Origin of the sequence: Pseudomonas sichuanensis (assembly GCF_003231305.1) — a bacterium.
Classification (GTDB): Bacteria; Pseudomonadota; Gammaproteobacteria; order Pseudomonadales; family Pseudomonadaceae; genus Aquipseudomonas; species Aquipseudomonas sichuanensis.
Map to the genome: position 1 here is coordinate 17,309 of NZ_QKVM01000011.1, position 19,533 is coordinate 36,841.

Sequence of the window (19,533 nt, forward strand, 5' to 3'; positions counted from 1 at the left end):
CCCCAAGCGGGCACATTGGCATCGCCCTTGCTATTCATCTGGCAGAGGCCTGCCCAGGCGCTCGAACACAACGACAAATCCCTCCGGGTGCAGGAGGGTTCGCGATTCAGGTGCCCCACATCCTGGGAAGGATGCGCTGGCACACTTGAGGAAAATTGAGCCATGACGACACGTCAGCCGCTGTACAAATCGCTGTATATCCAGGTGTTGGTCGCCATCACCATCGGTATCCTGCTCGGCCACTTCTATCCGGAAACCGGCGTTGCCCTCAAACCGCTGGGTGACGGGTTCGTCAAACTGATCAAGATGGTCATCGCCCCGATCATCTTCTGCACCGTGGTCAGCGGCATCGCTGGCATGCAAAGCATGAAGTCGGTGGGCAAGACCGGCGGCTACGCGCTGCTGTACTTCGAGATCGTCTCCACCATCGCCCTGATCATCGGCCTGGTCGTCGTCAACGTGGTCAAGCCAGGCGCTGGCATGCACATCGACGTCAGCACCCTGAACGCCAGCAGCGTGGCCGCTTACGCCGCCGCCGGCGCACAGCAGACCACCGTTGGCTTCCTGCTCAACATCATCCCCAACACCGTGGTCGGCGCCTTCGCCAACGGCGACATCCTGCAAGTGCTGATGTTCTCGGTGATCTTCGGCTTCGCCCTGCACCGCCTGGGCAGCTACGGCAAGCCGCTGCTGGACCTGATCGACCGCTTCGCCCATGTCATGTTCAACATCATCAACATGATCATGAAGCTGGCCCCGATCGGCGCCTTCGGTGCCATGGCCTTCACCATCGGCCAGTACGGCGTGGGTTCGCTGGTGCAGCTGGGCTACCTGATGGCCTGCTTCTACATCACCTGCGTGCTGTTCGTGCTGGTGGTGCTGGGCGGCATCTGCCGCGCCCATGGCTTCAGCGTACTCAAGCTGATCCGCTACATCCGTGAAGAACTGATGATCGTGCTGGGCACCTCGTCCTCCGAGTCGGCCCTGCCACGCATGCTGGCCAAGATGGAGCGCCTGGGCGCGAAGAAATCCGTGGTTGGCCTGGTAATCCCGACCGGCTACTCGTTCAACCTCGACGGCACCTCGATCTACCTGACCATGGCTGCGGTGTTCATCGCCCAGGCCACCGACACCACCATGGACATCACCCACCAGATCACCCTGCTGCTGGTGCTGCTGGTCGCGTCCAAAGGTGCTGCCGGCGTTACCGGTTCGGGCTTCATCGTCCTGGCCGCGACCTTGTCGGCCGTCGGCCACCTGCCGGTTGCCGGCCTGGCGCTGATCCTCGGCATCGACCGCTTCATGTCCGAAGCCCGCGCCCTGACCAACCTGATCGGCAACGCCGTGGCCACCGTGGTAGTGGCCAAGTGGGTCAAGGAACTGGATACCGACAAGCTGGAGTCGGAGCTGGCCTCCGGTGGTTCGCCGCTGGTCGATACCCGTCCGACCGACGACCTGGGCGTAGCTGAAGGCCCGGCGCGTTGATCGCGGCGTGAAATGCAAAAGGCGACCTTCGGGTCGCCTTTTTTGTGACTGGGATAATGGTGGCGTCCGTGCCGGCCCTTTCGCGGGTAAACCCGCTCTCACAAGGGCAGCGCAATACCTGTGGGAGCGGGTTTACCCGCGAAGGGGCCCGGTCACTCGACCCGGGTCTCGCCGCTGTACACCAGAATCTCCCGACACCGCCGGCACAGATACCGCCGCCCCTGGCGCACCAGCTTGTGGCGCTGCGCGGTGAACGGGAAATCACTTTGCGGGCACGGGCAGCGGTAGATGTAGCGCGTCACCACCCGCCGTTGCACTTCGTAGTTGTGGCAACGGTTGGGCGGCAGTTCGTACACCCCCCGCATGATCAGCTGCCACTCTTCGCCATGGGCCTGGATGCGCTCGCCGAACAGTTGGTGGGCGACCAGGTGCGCCACTTCATGGGCCACGGTCTGGCGCAGGAAGTCTTCCTGGTTCTCGCGGTACAGCTGCAGGTTGAAACGCAGCAGGTTCTCGTGCAGGTGAGCGACACCGGCCTTTTGCCCGCGCAGCTTGAAGCTCACTTCCGGGCGCGGGAAGGGCCGTTTGAAGAAGGTTTCGGCTTGCTGGTAACAGGTTTCGACGCGTTGCTTGAGCTGCTCGGGCATGGCGGGGTAGTTCTCCTGACCGGGCATTATGCCGCAAGCGCTTGGGGCCTGCCGAGCCGCCTATCAGCAGATGGAACGAAGCCGCCTTGCGGCGGCCTCGGGTGATGCTCCCGTGTCGGGTCGATCTGATAGGTATGTGCTAGTTGGTGTAGACGGGCCCCACGCCCAGTCCCCAGATGATCACCGTGGCGGCCATGATCGCCACCAGAACCACCAGGCCCACCGCGAGCACCGAACTGGAGAACAGGAAACCCTCGTCGGATGGAATGTTCATGAATGTCGGTAGCCCCACATACAGCAAGTAGACCGTGTAGCAGATCGCCGCCGTACCGATCAGCATGCCCAGCCACAAGTGTGGGTACAGCGCCGCCAGGCCGCCAATGAACAGCGGGGTCGCGGTGTAGGTGGCGAAGGCGATGCATTGCGCCATGCTCGGGTTGGCGTCGTAGGTGCGCGCCATCCAGTGGATGAAGGCACCCATCACGGCCACCCCGGCGAGCATCGCCAGGTACGACATGATGCTCATCCAGATCGCGCTTTCCATGGTCAGCATCACTGCCGGGCGCTCGCCGATCACCCAGCCGACCTGGGTGGTGCCGATGAACGCCGAGACGGCGGGGATCGCCGCCAGGATCAGTGTGTGCGTCAGGTACATGTGGCTGATGCTTTCGTCCTCGCCACGGATCTCCCGCCACTCCTGGTCAGGGTGGGTGAACAACCCAACAACGTGATGAATCATACTGGTCACTCCTATCGTCGTTGCCAAACGCCCCCCAGATGGAGCGCCTGTGGCCCGAGGCCAGGAACACCGATTGCCGCGGTCATGTGGCCTTATGTCGCAGTATAGGAAGCCGTTCCCCACACAAAACCCGCTTTTTAGAGCAAATTGCGCTGTCAGGCCCGGTGTTGATTCCCTTGAAGTCTTTATCGGAATGGCCTACAGCGGTGCGCCATTTGTGCGTAAAATAGTCGCCTTTTGTCACACCTCGCGGATCCAAGCGCTATGGGCACCCTCTCGGTCAACCAGAACAAACTGCAAAAACGCCTGCGTCGTCTCGCTGGCGAAGCCATCACCGACTACAACATGATCGAGGATGGCGACAAGGTCATGGTCTGCCTGTCCGGCGGCAAGGACAGCTACACCATGCTCGACGTTCTGTTGCACCTGCAGAAGGTGGCGCCGATCAAGTTCGATATCGTCGCGGTGAACATGGACCAGAAGCAGCCGGGCTTCCCCGAGCACGTGCTGCCGGCCTACCTCAAGGAACTGGGGGTCGAGTACCACATCGTCGAGAAGGACACCTACTCGGTGGTCAAGGAACTGGTGCCCGAGGGCAAGACCACCTGCTCGCTGTGCTCGCGCCTGCGCCGTGGCACGCTGTACACCTTCGCCGACGAGATCGGCGCGACCAAGATGGCCCTGGGGCACCACCGCGACGACATCGTCGAGACCTTCTTCCTCAACATGTTCTTCAACGGCGCGCTCAAGGGCATGCCGCCGAAGCTGCGCGCCGATGACGGGCGCAACGTGGTGATCCGCCCGCTGGCCTACTGCAGCGAGAAGGACATCCAGGCCTATTCGGACATGAAGGAATTCCCGATCATCCCGTGCAACCTGTGCGGCTCGCAGGAGAACCTGCAGCGCCAGGTGGTCAAGGACATGCTGGTGGAGTGGGAGCGCAAGCACCCGGGCCGTACCGAGAGCATCTTCCGCGCCATGCAGAACGTGGCGCCGTCGCAGCTGGCCGACCGCAACCTGTTCGACTTCACCAGCCTTACGATCGACGAAAACGCCACCCCGCGCTTTCTCGACGTGGTGAATCTCTGAGCCCATGCGCGACTACCCGTGGTTGCATGAGTACTGCCTGAACCGCTTCGGCTCGGCCCAGGCCCTGGAGGCTTTCCTGCCGCAGCCGCGCACGCCGGCGCAGTTGCGCGGCATCAGCGATGACCGCTACCTGTCGACCCTGGCCCTGCGCGTGTTCCGCGCCGGGCTCAAGCACAGCCTGGTGGACGCCAAGTGGCCGGCGTTCGAGCAGGTGTTCTTTGGCTTCGACCCGGAGAAAGTCGTGCTGATGGGCGCCGAGCACCTGGAGCGGTTGATGCAGGACGAGCGCATCATCCGCCACCTGGGCAAGCTCAAGAGCGTGCCGCGCAATGCGCAGATGGTGCTGGATGTGGCCAGGGAGAAGGGCAGTTTCGGCGCGTTTATCGCCGATTGGCCAGAGACCGACATCGTCGGGCTGTGGAAGTACCTGGCCAAGCACGGTAACCAATTGGGCGGGCTGTCGGCGCCGCGCTTCTTGCGCATGGTCGGCAAGGATACCTTCATCCCCACCGACGACATGGCGGCTGCATTGATCGCGCAGAAGATCATCGACAAGCCGCCGACCAGCCAGCGCGACCTGGCGTTGGTGCAGCAGGCGTTCAACCAGTGGCACGCCGAGAGCGGGCGGCCGCTGTGCCAGTTGTCGGTGATGCTGGCGCATACCGTCAACCATTGAGATCAGTGGTAATGCCATCGCGGGACAAGTCGCAGCGGCGGACCGCCGCTGCGACTTGTCCCGCGATGGTGTTCAGCTTCCTTCGCCCGCCAGGCGCCGCTCCTGCTGGAACTTCCAGCGCACGAACAGCAACCCGCTGACGAACAAGCCCAGGCTCACCAGCACCTCGACCCAGCCAAACACCGCTCGCGCCGGGTCGAACGCCGCCAGCACGCCCTTGATGAAGTAGATGTTCACCACGAAGCAGGTCCAGGCATGTGCCCGGGCGCTGCCTTTGAGCATGCCGGGCAACAGCAGCAGCAGGGGGATCAGCTCGACGGCCAGGATCACCCCGACCCGTGCCCCGTGCAGGTCGGCGAACCACAGGTTGTTCACCACCAGCAAGGCGAGCAGGCCGAAGAAACAGGCCAGGCTCAAGGCGCGGGTCAAGCGTACCCGCGGCGCCAGCCAGTCCAGAGGCGGCAGTACCTTGGGTTTTTTAGCCACGTTCGCCACCCAGGGCCTTGGCGGTATTCGCCAGGCGTTGGCCGAGTGCGCGGCACAGGGCGATTTCGTGCTGATCGAGTTCGCGCTTGCCGTCGGCACCGGCATGGTGGCTGGCGCCATACGGTGTGCCACCGCCGCGGGTTTCCAGCAAGGCCGACTCGCTGTAGGGCAAGCCCAGCACCAGCATGCCGTGGTGCATCAGCGGCAGCAGCATCGACAGCAGGGTGGTTTCCTGGCCGCCGTGCAGGCTGGCGGTGGAGGTGAACACCGCCGCCGGCTTGCCCACCAGCTCGCCACCGAGCCACAGGCTGCTGGTGCCGTCGAGGAAGTACTTGAGCGGGGCGGCCATGTTGCCGAAGCGGGTCGGGCTGCCCATGGCCAGGCCGGCGCAATGGCGCAGGTCGTCGAGGGTGGCGTACAGCGCGCCGCTGGCAGGAATGTCCGGGGCTACCGCTTCGCACTCGGTGGAGATCGCCGGCACTGTGCGCAGGCGGGCTTCCAGGCCGGCCATCTCGACGCCGCGGGCGATGTGCCGGGCCATCTCGCTGGTCGAGCCGTGGCGGCTGTAATACAGCACCAGAATGTACGGGGCGCTCACGGCAGGATCTCCAGCACTTTCTCCGGCGGGCGGCCGATCACGGCCTTGCTGCCGGCCACCAGAATGGGGCGTTCGATCAATTTGGGGTGCTGGACCATGGCCTCGATCAGTTGGGTATCGGTCAAGGCCGGGTTGGCCAGGTCGAGGGCCTTGTATTCGTCCTCACCGCTGCGCAGCAGCTGGCGTGCGCCGATGCCCAGCTGGGCAAGCAGTTGCTTGAGGGTGGCCGCGTCTGGCGGGGTTTCCAGATAGCGCACGATGGTGGGCGACAAGCCGCGTGCCTCGAGCAGCTCCAGGGCGCCGCGGGATTTCGAGCAGCGCGGGTTATGATACAGGGTCAGATCGGTCATGACGGGTCGCATCCAGCAGGGTGTGGCGGCTATTCTAACCGACTTCAATGCTTGAAAACTTCGAGAAGGATTGACCCATGGCAAGGCGTTTGGCAGCTGCACTGGCCATCACCGCGAGCCTGTTGCTCGGCGGCTGCGGTGCAGACTACGGTGTGGACCAGCACGGCAATACGGTGAAGAGCGAACAGCTTGACGGGCACTGGCTGGTGCTCAACTACTGGGCCGAATGGTGCGGCCCGTGCCGTACGGAAATTCCCGAGCTCAATGCTGCGGCCAAGCAGTGGGAGGCCCAGGGCATCAAGGTGCTCGGGGTGAACTTCGACGGCTTGCAGGGCGCCGACCTCAAGGCCGCCGCCGACACCCTGGGCATCGCCTTCACCGTGCTCGCCCAGGACCCGGCCGAGCGCTACGAGCTGCCGCGCAGCGAAGCGCTGCCGGTGACGTACATCATCGACGACAAGGGCAAGGTGCGTGAGCAGTTGATGGGCGAGCAGACCCTTGAAGGGCTGCAGGCGAAGATCAAGGCGCTCAAGGGCGGCGCTTGAATATTTGGGGCCGCTCTGCGGCCCTTCGCGGGTAAACCCGCTCCCACAGATATGCGCGATCCCTGTGGGAGCGGGTTTACCCGCGAAGGGCTGCAACGCAGCCCTGGGTGTTTCAGCCTTCCTCAGGCCAAAACCGCAGCGGCTTGCCCTCGGCCGGCCAGAAGCGGATCTGCTCGATCGGCGACACATCCCAGCGCTGTACCGTTTCCAGCGCCTGCAGGAAGCGTTTTTCCTGGTCCATCAAGGCTGGCGCACACAGCTTGCGGGTCTTGCCGACCTTGCCGAAGCTCAGCTGCTCGCCGTTCAGCGTGTACGGTGCGAACCAGTGGTTGCAGCCGGCATTGCCGTAGGCTCGGCCATCGTTGGCCAGGGTGAGCGTGAGGTGGCTGTAGTCGATCAGCGGTCGCTCACCGATCCATTCCAGCACATAGCTCTGCTCCTGCTGCAGGGGCGAAGGCTGCGCTGCGCAACCCATCAGGCCGCCGGCGATCAGCGCGGCGCTCAACAGCTGTTTCACTCAAGCGCGCTCCTGACACTGTGGGCACAGGTGCTTGTCGCCTTGGCTGGCCCAGCCCAGCTCCGCCACGCGGGCGCTGGCGGCCGGTGCGTGGCCTTTCTTGCCCAGCTTGGCTTCAGCGGCGAACTCGAAGTCCAGCACGGCGTCGCAGCTGTCGCACTTGACCTGCCATTCGTGGATCTCCAGCTCGTTGAACACCGGGCCCTTGGCCACGGCGACCCACTGGCCGCTCGGGTTGATCAGGTGGCGGACGGTTTCCACGGTCAGGCGCATGGACAGGGTCTTGCTGCCCTTGAGGCTGACCAGCAGCACGTCGTTTTTCTGGATCGAGCCGCCGTTGCCGGTGACCTGGTAACGGCCCGGCACCAGCGCGCGGCATTCGATCAGGGTGTGTTGCGGGTTGAAAAGGGTGTAGCGGAAATCGTGTTCGACCATGGGTCCTCCAGAATTGCCGCGTATCCTAGCATCAACCTTCGACGATGTTCTGCGGATTGCCTGCCGCCCAGCGGGTGATGTTGTCCAGGGTGGTCGCGGCGATGGCATCCAGCGCCTCGCGGGTCAGGAAGGCCTGGTGCGCGGTGACGATCACGTTGGGGAAGGTCAGCAGCCGCGCCAGCACATCGTCCTGCAGGGGCTGGTCGGAGCGGTCCTCGAAGAACAGTTGCGCCTCTTCTTCATACACATCCAGCCCCAGGTAGCCGAGCTGGCCGCTTTTGAGCGCATTGATCAGCGCCGGGGTGTCGACCAATGCGCCGCGGCCGGTGTTGATCAGCATGGCGCCGGGTTGCAGCTGGGCCAGGCTGTGGGCGTTGATCAGGTGCCGGGTGTGCTCGGTCAGTGGGCAATGCAGGCTGATGATGCGGGCCTCGCGCAGCAGCTCGGGCAGCGCCAGGTAGCGTGCTCCCAGGGCCAGCAGTTCGGGGTTGGGGTAGGGGTCGTAGGCCAGCAACTGGCAACCGAAACCGGCCATGATGCGGGCGAACGCCGCGCCGATCTGCCCGGTGCCGACCACGCCGACGGTCTTGCCATGCAGGTCGAAGCCGGTCAGGCCATGCAGGGTGAAGTCACCTTCGCGGGTGCGGTTGTAGGCGCGGTGCAGGCGCCGGTTGAGGGCCAGGATCAAGGCCACGGCATGTTCGGCGACGGCGTGCGGCGAGTAGGCGGGCACTCGCACTACCGCCAGCCCCAGGCGCTGCGCTGCTGCCAGGTCGACGTGGTTGTAGCCGGCCGAGCGCAGGGCGATCAGGCGCGTGCCGCCAGCCGCCAGGCGCTCCAGCACCGGGGCGTCGAGTTCGTCGTTGATGAACGCGCAGACCACCTCGTAACCGCATGCCAGGGCCGCCGTGTCGAGGGTCAGGCGCGCGGGCTGGTAGTGCAGGTCCAGGGCCGTGCCAGCTGCGGCACGGTCGAAGCTTTCCTGATCGTAGTGCTGGCTGCTGAACAACAGGGCGCGCATGTTTGGGTTCCTTTCATGAGACCGTTGCCAGTCTAGGCCAGTGGGCAGGCTCGGTATTGATCTGCGCGGCTCAGATACGTCGCTTGCACTCAAGAATGCCGGGGCTGCTTTGCAGCCCTTTCGCGGCACAAGGCCTAAGCCGAGTGCAATCGTTCAATGCCTCGTGAGGCTGCTAAGCGTGCTGGCGCGCTTGCTCCGCCAGCCGCTCGATGGCTTGGTCGAGGTCGTCGAGCGCAGCCTGGGCCTGTGGGTTGTCCTGCTTGAGCAAGGTTTCGCTGCGCTGGCAGGCCGCCCGCAACTGTGGCACGCCGCAATAGCGCGAGGCGCCGTTGAGCCGATGCACGCGCTCGATCAGGGTGGCATGGTCGCCTGCTTCACGGGCTGCAAGGATGGCCTCCCGTTCAGACGCCAGCGAGGCGAGCAGCATGGCCAGCATGTCCGCCGCCAGGTCCGGTTTGCCGGCGGCCAGGCGCAGCCCTTCCTCCGGGTCGAGCACCTTCAGTTCGCTGCTGTCGGGCATGCGTTCGGGGCTGCGTTCGGGTTGTGGGGCTCCCAGGCTCAGGCCGGTCCATTTCATCACCACCTGGGCCAGCTGGCGTTCACTGATCGGCTTGGTCAGGTAGTCGTCCATGCCGCTGTGCAGCAAGGCGCGCTTTTCATTGGCCATGGCGTGCGCGGTCAGGGCGACGATCGGCAGCGCCGGGCCGCTGTGGCTGCTTTCCCAGCGGCGGATCTGTTCGGTGCAGGCTCGCCCGTCCATGCCCGGCATCTGCACATCCATCAGTACCAGATCGAAGGGTTCATCCTGCACGGCCTGGGCCGCCGCGAAGCCACTGTCCACCGCCAGCACTTCGGCGCCCATGCCTTCAAGCAGGGTCTGCACCAGCAGCAGGTTGGCCGGATTGTCGTCGACGCACAGCACCTTGGGCATGCGCTCGCCTGTGACAAGGCGCTGTTCGCCGAGTGGGCGGCGCGGTTGCACCAGTTCCAGCAGCAGGCGGCGCAGCTTGCGTGTGCAGGTCGGTTTGGCCAGCAACTGGCCATGGGCGTTGGGCAGGTAGGGGTGGTAGAGCGGCTGCTCGGTGGTCGGGCAGAGCACCACGCACTGGCAGCCCTGGCGTTCGAGCTGCTGGTGATAGTGGCCGAGCTGTTCGGGCGAGAGGCTGCCCAGGTTGGTGCCGATCACGGCGAAATCGAAGGGCTGCCCGGCTTGCGCGGCCGCGTGCACGGCCTGCAACAGTTGGTCGTAGGAGGTGAACAGGCAGACCGACAGCCCGCAGTCCTCCAACTGATGCTCCAGGGCCTGGCGCGCCAGGTCATGGCCGTCGACGATGGCCACCCGGCGGCCCAGCAGCGCCTGCAACGGTTGCTCCTCGATATCGTCGTGGGCCCTGGGCAGGTTGAGGCTGATCCAGAACTGCGAGCCTTCGCCCGGGGTGCTGTCGACGCCGATCTCACCGCCCATCTGCTCGATCAGGCGCTTGGAAATCACCAGCCCCAGGCCGGTGCCGCCGGGCTGGCGCGACAGCGAGTTGTCGGCCTGGCTGAAGGCCTGGAACAGGGTGCGTACGTCCTGCGGCGAAAGACCGATGCCGGTGTCCTGCACGCTGATGCGCAGCTGCACGCTGTCTTCCTGCTCGTCTTCGAGCATGGCGCGCACCACGATCGTGCCCTCGCGGGTGAACTTGATCGCGTTGCTCACCAGGTTGGTCAGGATCTGCTTGAGCCGCAGCGGGTCGCCCACCAGCGACAAAGGCGTGTCGCGGTACACCAGGCTGAGCAGCTCCAGCTGCTTGGCGTGGGCCGCCGGGGCGAGGATGGTCAGGGTGTCCTGGATCAGGTCGCGCAGGTTGAACGGGATGCTGTCGAGCACCAGCTTGCCGGCCTCGATCTTGGAGAAGTCGAGGATCTCGTTGATGATCCCCAGCAGGTTGTCGGCGGACTTTTCGATGGTGCCCAGGTAATCGAGCTGGCGTGGGGTCAGCTCGCTTTTCTGCAACAGATGGGTGAAGCCCAGGATGCCATTGAGCGGGGTGCGGATTTCATGGCTCATGTTGGCGAGGAACTCGGACTTGATGCGGCTGGCTTCCAGTGCTTCCTTGCGCGCCATGTCCAGTTCGATGTTCTGAATTTCGATGGTTTCCAGGTTCTGGCGTACATCCTCGGTGGCCTGGTCGATGCTGTGCTGCAACTCTTCGTGAGCGCTGTGCAGGGTTTCGGCCATGCGGTTGATACCCGCGGCCAACTCGTCCAGCTCATGGCTGCCCATGGCCGGCAGGCGTGCCTCGAGGTGGCCGTCCTTGAGCTGGTTGACTGCATGTTTGATGTGGTTGATCGGGCCGTTGATGGTGCGGCCCATGCGCACGGCGAGCAGGGCGGTCAGGCTCAGGCAGGCGAAGATCAGCAGCAGGCTGGTGAACAGGTTGCGGTAGCCGCGCAGCAGGGTGCCGTCGTGGGACAGTTCGATCTCCACCCAGCCGAGCAGCCGCTCGGCCTCGTTGGGGACGGCATCGGTGGCAAGGTCGCGGTGATGGCCGAACACCGGCATCAGGTAGCGGGTGGCGTCATTGCCGGTGCGCTGCAACAGTTGTGTGCCGGTGCCGCCGCTGGGGGGCTGGTTGAGCATGCTCGGGCCTGCGTGTGCCAGGCGCGTGCGGTCGGCGGCAAGAAACGCCACGGCGCGCACGTCGGACTGCTCCAGCGCCTGGGCGGCGATGCGCTCCAACTGCTCCGGGGCCAGGCGGGCCATGGCTGGGGCGGCCAGCGGGGCCAACTGCTCGGCGATCATCTTGCCGCGTTGCAACAATTGCGTGCGCAGTTCGTTCTGCTGCAGCCAGGTGAAGTAGCTGCCCAGCACCAGGGCCATCAGGCTGGCTGGCAGCAACGCCAGCAGCAGCACGCGGCTGCGGATTCCCAAACGATCGAGCACACCTGTCTCCTGTCATGTGCCAACGCGCGAACGCGCTCCAGCGGGAACGTTACTCCGGGCTTGGTGGCAATGCACTCATTTGTATTGGTTTTTGTCTGCCAGGGCTGACCGCTCTGCGGTTTGCGAATGCCTGCACGGTCCGCGTCAAGGTTCGCGTCGGTCGTGCAGCGGTTGCCTTGGCAAGACGGTATAGCCAATAATCGTGCAACTGAGAATTGATGGCAGTTGCCAATGAATCCCGTAGCTATTCACGAGTCCAGTATCCTGGCCATCGAGGACGATCCTGTCCTGGGTGCCTACCTGCATGAAGAGTTGCAGCGCGGCGGCTACCAGGTGACCTGGTGCCGCAACGGCCTGGAAGGGCTGGAGGCCGCCGGGCGCCAGGTGTTCGACCTGGTGTTGATGGATATCCTGCTACCGGGCCTCAACGGCCTGGATGCCCTGGCGCGCCTGCGACGGCACAGCGCCACGCCGGTCATCCTGATGTCGGCGCTGGGGGCCGAGGCGGACCGGATCAGCGGCTTCGAGCGCGGCGCCGACGACTATCTGCCCAAACCCTTCAGCTTTGCTGAGCTGCGCGTGCGGATCGAGGCGATCCTGCGCCGGGTGGCCTTCGAGCGTCGCGCCAAGGTGCCGCAGGAGGCGGTCGTCGGCCAGTTGCACTTCGACGAGCCACTGTGCGATGTCAGCCTCGAGGGGGCCTGGGCGGGCCTGACTCCCAGCGAATTCCGCCTGCTCGACATCCTCCACCGCAGCCAGGACGAAGTGCTGAGCAAGCCCTTCCTTTATCAGCAGGTGCTGCAACGCGGCTACGCCCGCCACGACCGCAGCCTGGACATGCACGTCAGCCAGATCCGCCGCAAGCTCAAGGCCATCGGTTACCACGAGCGGCAGGTCCGCACGGTGTGGGGCAAGGGCTACCTGTTTGGCGCGGGCGAGGCGGACTGAGCGTGCTTGATCGCCATTCGCTGTTCTGGAAGCTGGCCATCCTGCTGGTGGGTTTCTGCCTGTTGATGATCGGCCTGAGCTACACCTGGGGCCGGCACATGGAAACCCAGAACGCCTTCCTCTCCGAGCCGGCCCGCCAGGTATTGCGCGGCTATGCCGCCGAAGCCGAACAAGCCTGGGAAACAGGTGGACGGGAGGGCGTAGATCGCTGGCTGGAGGGTATGCGCGCGCGCGAAAAGGGTTGGGTCGGCGTACTCGACGGTGACCTCCGGCCGCTGGCCAGCTTCAGCCTGGGCAGTGCCGAAGTTCAGCACTTGACCCGTTTGCGCGGGGTCGACTGGCCCATGAGCCGACGCAGCATCGGCCAGCCCTGGCTGCGTCTGCCGTTCCCCAACAGCCCGGACCATGGCTCGCTGGTGATCGAGCTGCCCGAGCGCTTCAACCCGGGCCAGTACCGCCTTTTCTGGCGGGTGATCACCAACGGAATCATTCCCGGGTTATTCACCCTGCTGCTGTGTGTCGGCCTGTACCGCATGCTGATCGTGCCGCTCAATCAATTGCGCGAGCAGGCCCGTGCCTGGCGTGCCGACCAGCTCACGACGCGGCTCGACTCGCGCACCATCCAGCGCCGTGACGAACTGGGCGAACTGGCCCGGGCGTTCGATCAGATGGCCGAGCGCCTGCAGGGTACCGTGGTGCTGCAGCAGCAGCTGTTGCGCGACCTCTCCCATGAAATGCGCACCCCGCTCAGCCGTTTGCGCGTGGCCTGCGATGGCGAAACCGACCTTGAGCGCCTGCGCGAACGCGTGCACCGCGAGGTGGACGGCATGCAGCAACTGGTCGAGGACACCCTGCAGCTGGCCTGGCAGGATGCCGAGCGTGCACCGATGAACCTGGAGCCGATCCAGTTGCCGGTGTTGTGGGACATGCTCAGCGAAAATGCCTGCTATGAAAGTGGCTGGGCGCCGCAGCGCCTGGTCTGTGCCGTGCCACCCGACTGCTGGGTGCAGGGCAATCTCAATCACCTGGCCCAGGCGTTGGAGAACATCCTGCGCAATGCCATTCGTCATTCGCCGATCGACGGCCATGTGCGCCTGAGTGGCACACGCGAAGGCGGTTACTGGCGCATCGAACTCGAAGACGAGGGCGCAGGCGTGGCCGAGGAGGACCTGGAGCGGATCTTCGCGCCGTTCTCGCGGCTCGACGGTTCGCGGCCGGGGGATGGTGGTTTCGGGTTGGGGCTGAGCATTGCCCGCAGCGCCATCCGGCGCCAGGGCGGCAGGATATGGGCGCAGAACGGCGAGCGTGGGCTGAAGGTCTGCATGCGCTTGGCGGTGGGCGATTGCGATTCATCGCGGGGTAAGTCGCATCGGCGCTTCGCCACTGCCACGGAGTGCGACGCCCCGCGATCACCACAGGGCTTATAGCTGACAGCTATAGCGTCCGACAATTGCGTGATATGGCCTCGCGGGGTTTGCCGGTATGATAGGCGCCCCTGCCGTCCGGATTGCGATAACGCCCATGACCCTGCAGTACCCAACCATCGCCGATTGCGTCGGCAACACGCCTCTGGTTCGCCTGCAGCGCATCGCCGGGGCTACCAGCAACACGCTTTTGCTCAAGCTCGAAGGCAACAACCCGGCAGGTTCGGTCAAGGACCGCCCGGCGTTGTCGATGATCACCCGCGCCGAGCTGCGCAATCAGATCAAGCCCGGCGACACCCTCATCGAAGCGACCTCCGGCAACACCGGGATCGCGCTGGCCATGGCGGCGGCGATCAAGGGTTACAAGATGATCCTGATCATGCCGGACAACTCCACCGCCGAACGCAAGGCGGCGATGACCGCCTATGGCGCCGAGTTGATCCTGGTGACCAAGGAAGAGGGCATGGAAGGCGCGCGCGACCTGGCTGAAAAGCTGCAGGCAGAAGGCCGTGGCCTGGTGCTCGACCAGTTCGCCAACGGCGACAACCCGATTGCCCACTACAACAGCACCGGGCCGGAGATCTGGCAACAGACCCAGGGCACCATCACCCATTTCGTCAGTTCCATGGGCACCACCGGTACCATCATGGGCTGCTCGCAGTACCTGAAGGAACAGAACCCGGCGGTGCAGATCATCGGCCTGCAACCGATGGAAGGTTCGGCCATCCCCGGCATCCGCCGCTGGCCCCAGGAATACCTGCCGAAGATCTTCGACGCCACCCGGGTCGACCGCGTGGTCGACATGTCGCAGCAGGAAGCCGAAGAGACCACCCGCCGCCTTGCCCGCGAAGAGGGCATCTTCTGTGGCGTGTCCTCCGGCGGTGCGGTGGCGGCCATGCTGCGCCTGTCCCGTGAAGTCGAGAACGCGGTGATGGTTGCCATCATCTGCGACCGTGGCGACCGTTACCTTTCCACCGGCCTGTTCGATACCAACTGATGTCCAGAAAGAAAAGCAACAGCGGCCTGCGCTTCCAGCCGGCCGGCGGCGACCGTGGCACCCAGGTGCCCGTGGGCAAGAAGCAGCGCCTGCAGATCGAGCGCCTGGCCGGTGATGGTCGCGGTATCGCCTTCGTCGAGGGGCGCACCTGGTTCGTCAGCGGTGCGCTGGACGGCGAAGAGGTCGAAGCGCGGGTGCTCGCGGCCCGGGGCAAGGTGGTCGAGGCGCGCCTTGAGCGCGTGTTCCAGGCCAGCCCCGAGCGTCGCGAAGCGCCGTGCAAACATTACCAGCGCTGCGGCGGCTGCAACCTGCAGCACCTGCCCCATGACGGCCAACTGGCGCTCAAGCAGCGTACGCTTGCCGAGCAGTTGCAGCGTGTCGCCGGCATTCAGCCGGACGAGTGGGCCGCGCCCCTGAGCGGGCCTGAGTTCGGTTATCGACGCCGGGCACGGGTGGCCGTGCGCTGGGACGCCAAGGCCCGTCAACTGGACGTGGGCTTCCGCGCCGAGGCCAGCCAGGACATCGTCGCCATCGACGAGTGCGCGGTACTGGTACAACCCTTGCAGTCGATTTTCCGCCACTTGCCGACCGTGCTGCGCAGCTTGAGCAAGCCGCAGGCACTGGGGCATGTGGAGCTGTTCAGCGGCAGTGCCGAGGCGGTGCTGGTGCGTCATGTGGCGGCCCTTCCTGCTGAAGACCTGGCGCGCCTCGAGGCATTCTGCCGCGCGGCCGGCGCCCAGTTGTGGCTGCAGGGCGAAGGCGACCCGGCACCCGTGGATGCCTCAAGCGAGCTGGGCTTTGCCCTGGAGCCTTGGGCGTTGCAGCTGGCCTGGCGGCCGGGCGACTTCGTGCAGGTCAATGCCCAGGTCAACACCCTGATGATCCAGCAGGCCCTGGCCTGGCTGGCGCCGCAGGCGGATGAACGGGTGCTGGACCTGTTCTGTGGCCTGGGCAACTTTGCCTTGCCGTTGGCCCGGCAGGCGCGGGAAGTGGTGGCGGTAGAAGGCGTGCAGGCCATGGTCGAGCGCGCCGAGGCCAATGCCCGCAGCAACGATGTGCATAACGCACGGTTTTTTCAGGCCGATTTATCGCAGCCTTTGGCGGGCGCCGGATGGGTCGCCGAGGGCTTTTCTGCGGTACTCTTGGATCCACCGCGCGACGGGGCTTACGAGGTGGTGCAAGGCATCGCTCGGCTCGGCGCGAAACGGCTGGTCTACGTATCGTGCAACCCGGCCACGCTGGCGCGAGATGCGCAGGTGCTGGTCGGGCAGGGGTACCGGTTAAAAAGGGCCGGGATTCTCGACATGTTTCCTCAGACGGCGCATGTCGAGGCCATGGCGTTATTCGAAGTGGGCTAGCGAGCCTGGTCTTCTTGGTGCGGCGTTCAGGGAACGAGGGCGGCACAGGTGATAACCAGCGCACCCGCGTGGTGCGCTGTATGGAAAGGTAAAACAAAGATGGTACAGGTGAGAGTGCACCAGCCGGTCAACAATGACGGCAGTATCAATCTCGAAGCATGGCTCGATCATGTGGTGAGCGTCGATTCGCAGCTCGATCGCGCGGCGCTCAAAGAGGCCTGCGAGTTCGCCCAGGAAATCGAGAAGAAGGGCAACCCGGCCAAGCATTCCTGGGCCGATGGCACGTCCAGTTTCCAGGCGGGCCTGGAGATCGCCGAAATCCTTGCCGACCTCAAGCTCGACCAGGATTCGCTGATGGCGGCGGTCATCTACCGCTCGGTGCGCGAAGGCAAGGTGACGGTGGCCGAGGTTGGCCAGCGTTTCGGCCCGGTGGTGTCCAAGCTGATCGACGGCGTGCTGCGCATGGCGGCCATCAGTGCCAGCCTCAGCCCGCGTCAGTCGCTGGTGCTGGGTTCGCAGGCGCAGGTCGAGAACCTGCGCAAGATGCTCGTGGCCATGGTCGACGATGTGCGGGTGGCGCTGATCAAGCTCGCCGAACGCACCTGCGCCATTCGTGCGGTGAAGTCCGCCGACGATGAAAAGCGCCTGCGTGTGGCCCGCGAGGTGTTCGATATCTACGCACCGCTGGCCCACCGCTTGGGCATCGGCCATATCAAGTGGGAACTGGAAGACCTTTCGTTCCGCTATCTCGAGCCTGACCAGTACAAGCAGATCGCCAAGCTCCTGCACGAGCGCCGGCTGGACCGCGAGCGCTTCATCAGCGACGTGATGAACCAGCTGCAGAACGAGCTGCTGGCCACCGGCGTCAACGCCGACATCAGCGGCCGGGCGAAACACATCTATTCGATCTGGCGCAAGATGCAGCGCAAGGGCCTGGAGTTCAGCCAGATCTACGACGTGCGTGCGGTACGCGTGCTGGTGCCGGAAGTGCGCGACTGCTACACCGCGCTGGGCATCGTGCACACCCTGTGGCGGCACATCCCCAAGGAATTCGACGACTACATCGCCAACCCCAAGGAAAACGGCTACCGCTCGCTGCACACCGCGGTGATCGGCCCCGAGGGCAAGGTGCTGGAAGTGCAGATCCGCACCCACGCCATGCACGAAGAGGCCGAGCTTGGGGTGTGCGCCCATTGGCGCTACAAGGGCACCGACGTCAAGCCCAGCTCCAACCACTACGAAGAGAAGATTTCCTGGCTGCGCCAGGTGCTCGAATGGCATGAAGAGCTGGGCGACATCGGCGGCCTGGCCGAACAGCTGCGGGTCGACATCGAGCCGGACCGGGTCTACGTGTTCACCCCCGACGGCCATGCCATCGACCTGCCCAAGGGCGCCACGCCGCTGGACTTCGCCTACCGCGTGCACACCGAGATCGGCCACAACTGCCGGGGCGCCAAGATCAACGGGCGCATCGTGCCGCTCAACTACAGCCTGCAGACCGGCGAGCAGGTGGAGATCATCACCAGCAAGCACGGCAATCCGAGCCGGGACTGGCTGAACTCCAACCTCGGTTACGTGACCACCTCGCGGGCACGGGCGAAGATCGTCCACTGGTTCAAGCTGCAGGCGCGCGACCAGAACGTCGCTGCCGGCAAGACCCTGATCGAGCGCGAGCTCAGCCGCCTGGGCCTGCCACAGGTGGACTTCGAGCGCCTCGCCGAGAAGGCCAACGTCAAGACCGCCGAAGACATGTTCGCCGCCCTCGGTGCCGGCGACCTGCGCCTGGCGCACATGGTCAACGCCGCCCAGCAGTTGCTCGAGCCCGAGCGTATCGAGCAGGTCGAGCTGGTGCCGCGCCAGGCGCGGGGCATCCGCGCGGGCAAGCGCAACGACATCCAGATCCAGGGCGTCGGCAACCTGCTCACGCAGATGGCCGGCTGCTGCCAGCCGCTGCCGGGCGATGCCATCGTCGGCTACATCACCCAGGGCCGCGGCGTGAGCATTCACCGCCAGGACTGCGCCTCGGTGCTGCAACTGGCGGGCAAGGAGCCGGAGCGGATCATCCAGGTCAGCTGGGGGCCGATCCCGGTGCAGACCTACCCGGTCGACATCGTCATCCGTGCCTACGACCGCCCGGGGCTGCTGCGCGACGTGTCGCAGGTGCTGCTCAACGAGAAGATCAACGTGCTGGCGGTCAACACCCGCTCGAACAAGGAAGACAACACCGCCTTGATGTCGCTGACCATCGAGATCCCCGGCCTGGATGCCCTCGGGCGCCTGCTCGGCAGGATCTCGCAGTTGCCGAACATCATCGAGACGCGGCGTAACCGTACCCCTTGAGAACGAGGTGGCTTCTTCGCGGGTGAACCCGCTCCCACAGGCAGGTCGCAAGCCTCTGTGGGAGCGGGTTTACCCGCGAAGCAGGCGCCGCCGAAGGACCTGCATTCATGACCTATACCCTCGACGACCTGCTGCACCTCATGGCCCGCCTGCGCGACCCGCAATATGGCTGCCCGTGGGACCTCAAGCAGGACTACGCCAGCATCGTCCAGCACACCATCGAAGAAGCCTACGAAGTCGCCGACACCATCGAGCGGGGTGATTTCGCCCACCTGCAGGGTGAGCTGGGCGACCTGCTGTTCCAGGTGGTCTACTACAGCCAGCTGGCGCGGGAAGAGGGGCGTTTCGAGTTCGCCGGCGTGGTCGACTCGATCACCCGCAAGCTGGTTCGTCGCCACCCCCATGTGTTCCCCACCGGCGAGCTCTATGCGCCCGTCGATACGCCTTCGTTGAGCGAGGCCCAGGTCAAGTCGCGCTGGGAAGAGATCAAGGCCGAAGAGCGTGCCGAAAACAGCGAGCCGGAGCAATTGTCGCTGCTCGACGATGTGCCGGCCGCACTGCCGGCACTGTCCCGCGCCGCCAAGTTGCAGAAGCGCGCGGCCACGGTCGGCTTCGACTGGCCCGACGCGCTGCCGGTGCTGGACAAGGTGCGCGAAGAACTCGACGAAGTGCTGCAGGCGATGGCCGATGGTGACAGCGATGCGTTGGAAGACGAACTGGGCGACCTGCTGTTCGCCACTGTCAACCTGGCCCGGCACCTCAAGCACGACCCGGAAAACGCCCTACGCCGCGCCAACCGCAAATTCGAACGACGTTTCCGTTTTATCGAACAGGCATTGCGCGAGCAGGGCCTGAACATCCAAGATCGTACCCTCGACGAGCTGGACGCCCTGTGGGGCGAGGCCAAGCGTCAGGAAAAGAACCTGCCCAGCTGCGGCTGAGCCGATGC

The 19,533-nt window shown here is 64.9% G+C and carries 19 protein-coding genes; 10 read left to right on the forward strand and 9 right to left on the reverse strand.

Going from position 1 to position 19,533, the window contains the following annotated elements; translation table 11 throughout:
- Positions 1-162 precede the first annotated feature (162 nt).
- Positions 163-1,485, forward strand: coding sequence for a dicarboxylate/amino acid:cation symporter (locus tag DM373_RS07880; RefSeq protein ID WP_110993009.1), 1,323 nt, complete (start codon positions 163-165; stop codon positions 1,483-1,485).
- Between the two features lie 152 nt (positions 1,486-1,637).
- Here the strand turns inward: DM373_RS07880 and DM373_RS07890 are convergent, their stop codons facing one another.
- Both DM373_RS07890 and DM373_RS07895 read right to left on the reverse strand, forming a co-directional pair.
- A complete protein-coding gene (locus DM373_RS07890; RefSeq protein ID WP_110993011.1) occupies positions 1,638-2,132 on the reverse strand; it encodes a SprT family zinc-dependent metalloprotease in 495 nt (164 codons plus the stop codon).
- A 139-nt stretch (positions 2,133-2,271) separates the two neighbouring features.
- On the reverse strand, positions 2,272-2,871 hold the full coding sequence (locus DM373_RS07895) for a Yip1 family protein (protein ID WP_110993012.1): 600 nt from the start codon (positions 2,869-2,871) through the stop codon (positions 2,272-2,274).
- A gap of 264 nt (positions 2,872-3,135) precedes the next feature.
- Between DM373_RS07895 and ttcA the strand changes: the two genes are divergently transcribed.
- Positions 3,136-3,960 (forward strand): tRNA 2-thiocytidine(32) synthetase TtcA, encoded by an 825-nt coding sequence (ttcA, locus tag DM373_RS07900; protein ID WP_110993013.1) that lies wholly within the window; start codon positions 3,136-3,138, stop codon positions 3,958-3,960.
- A gap of 4 nt (positions 3,961-3,964) precedes the next feature.
- Positions 3,965-4,636 carry a DNA-3-methyladenine glycosylase I gene (locus DM373_RS07905; protein WP_110993014.1) on the forward strand — a complete coding sequence of 224 codons (672 nt, stop codon included), beginning with the start codon at positions 3,965-3,967 and terminating at the stop codon, positions 4,634-4,636.
- A 72-nt stretch (positions 4,637-4,708) separates the two neighbouring features.
- Here the strand turns inward: DM373_RS07905 and DM373_RS07910 are convergent, their stop codons facing one another.
- From DM373_RS07910 to arsC, 3 genes are read right to left on the reverse strand one after another with little or no spacing between them, the layout of a single operon-like run.
- The gene (locus DM373_RS07910) at positions 4,709-5,122 is read right to left on the reverse strand and encodes a DUF2069 domain-containing protein (protein ID WP_110993089.1); all 414 of its coding nucleotides are present in this window, start codon (positions 5,120-5,122) and stop codon (positions 4,709-4,711) included.
- On the reverse strand, positions 5,115-5,720 hold the full coding sequence (gene wrbA, locus DM373_RS07915) for an NAD(P)H:quinone oxidoreductase (RefSeq protein WP_110993015.1): 606 nt from the start codon (positions 5,718-5,720) through the stop codon (positions 5,115-5,117). The genes DM373_RS07910 and wrbA overlap by 8 nt, the downstream gene beginning before the upstream one ends.
- Positions 5,717-6,070: an arsenate reductase (glutaredoxin) gene (arsC, locus tag DM373_RS07920; protein WP_110993016.1), complete on the reverse strand. Its 354-nt coding sequence runs from the start codon at positions 6,068-6,070 to the stop codon at positions 5,717-5,719. Before arsC ends, wrbA begins: the two co-directional genes overlap by 4 nt.
- Before the next feature lie 77 nt (positions 6,071-6,147).
- Between arsC and DM373_RS07925 the strand changes: the two genes are divergently transcribed.
- The gene (locus DM373_RS07925) at positions 6,148-6,615 is read left to right on the forward strand and encodes a TlpA disulfide reductase family protein (protein ID WP_110993017.1); all 468 of its coding nucleotides are present in this window, start codon (positions 6,148-6,150) and stop codon (positions 6,613-6,615) included.
- Positions 6,616-6,727: 112 nt separating this feature from the next.
- Here DM373_RS07925 and DM373_RS07930 read toward each other — a convergent pair whose 3' ends face one another.
- The 4 genes from DM373_RS07930 to DM373_RS07945 form a co-directional block, all read right to left on the reverse strand.
- Positions 6,728-7,132 (reverse strand): META domain-containing protein, encoded by a 405-nt coding sequence (locus tag DM373_RS07930; RefSeq protein WP_110993018.1) that lies wholly within the window; start codon positions 7,130-7,132, stop codon positions 6,728-6,730.
- Positions 7,133-7,567 carry a hypothetical protein gene (locus DM373_RS07935; protein ID WP_110993019.1) on the reverse strand — a complete coding sequence of 145 codons (435 nt, stop codon included), beginning with the start codon at positions 7,565-7,567 and terminating at the stop codon, positions 7,133-7,135.
- A gap of 31 nt (positions 7,568-7,598) precedes the next feature.
- Positions 7,599-8,588: a 2-hydroxyacid dehydrogenase gene (locus tag DM373_RS07940; protein WP_110993020.1), complete on the reverse strand. Its 990-nt coding sequence runs from the start codon at positions 8,586-8,588 to the stop codon at positions 7,599-7,601.
- 172 nt (positions 8,589-8,760) lie between these two features.
- Positions 8,761-11,517 carry a response regulator gene (locus tag DM373_RS07945; protein ID WP_110993021.1) on the reverse strand — a complete coding sequence of 919 codons (2,757 nt, stop codon included), beginning with the start codon at positions 11,515-11,517 and terminating at the stop codon, positions 8,761-8,763.
- Between the two features lie 231 nt (positions 11,518-11,748).
- On the opposite strand from DM373_RS07945, the gene DM373_RS07950 reads away from it, so the two are divergent.
- From DM373_RS07950 to mazG, 6 genes are all read left to right on the forward strand, one after another.
- On the forward strand, positions 11,749-12,465 hold the full coding sequence (locus DM373_RS07950) for a response regulator transcription factor (RefSeq protein WP_110993022.1): 717 nt from the start codon (positions 11,749-11,751) through the stop codon (positions 12,463-12,465).
- Between the two features lie 2 nt (positions 12,466-12,467).
- A complete protein-coding gene (locus tag DM373_RS07955) occupies positions 12,468-13,892 on the forward strand; it encodes a sensor histidine kinase (protein ID WP_110993023.1) in 1,425 nt (474 codons plus the stop codon).
- A gap of 94 nt (positions 13,893-13,986) precedes the next feature.
- Positions 13,987-14,886, forward strand: coding sequence for a cysteine synthase CysM (cysM, locus tag DM373_RS07960; RefSeq protein ID WP_110993024.1), 900 nt, complete (start codon positions 13,987-13,989; stop codon positions 14,884-14,886).
- Positions 14,886-16,244 (forward strand): 23S rRNA (uracil(1939)-C(5))-methyltransferase RlmD, encoded by a 1,359-nt coding sequence (gene rlmD, locus DM373_RS07965; RefSeq protein WP_110993025.1) that lies wholly within the window; start codon positions 14,886-14,888, stop codon positions 16,242-16,244. Before cysM ends, rlmD begins: the two co-directional genes overlap by 1 nt.
- Before the next feature lie 99 nt (positions 16,245-16,343).
- The gene (relA, locus tag DM373_RS07970) at positions 16,344-18,584 is read left to right on the forward strand and encodes a GTP diphosphokinase (RefSeq protein ID WP_110993026.1); all 2,241 of its coding nucleotides are present in this window, start codon (positions 16,344-16,346) and stop codon (positions 18,582-18,584) included.
- Between the two features lie 107 nt (positions 18,585-18,691).
- Positions 18,692-19,525: a nucleoside triphosphate pyrophosphohydrolase gene (gene mazG, locus DM373_RS07975; protein ID WP_110993027.1), complete on the forward strand. Its 834-nt coding sequence runs from the start codon at positions 18,692-18,694 to the stop codon at positions 19,523-19,525.
- Positions 19,526-19,533 lie beyond the last annotated feature (8 nt).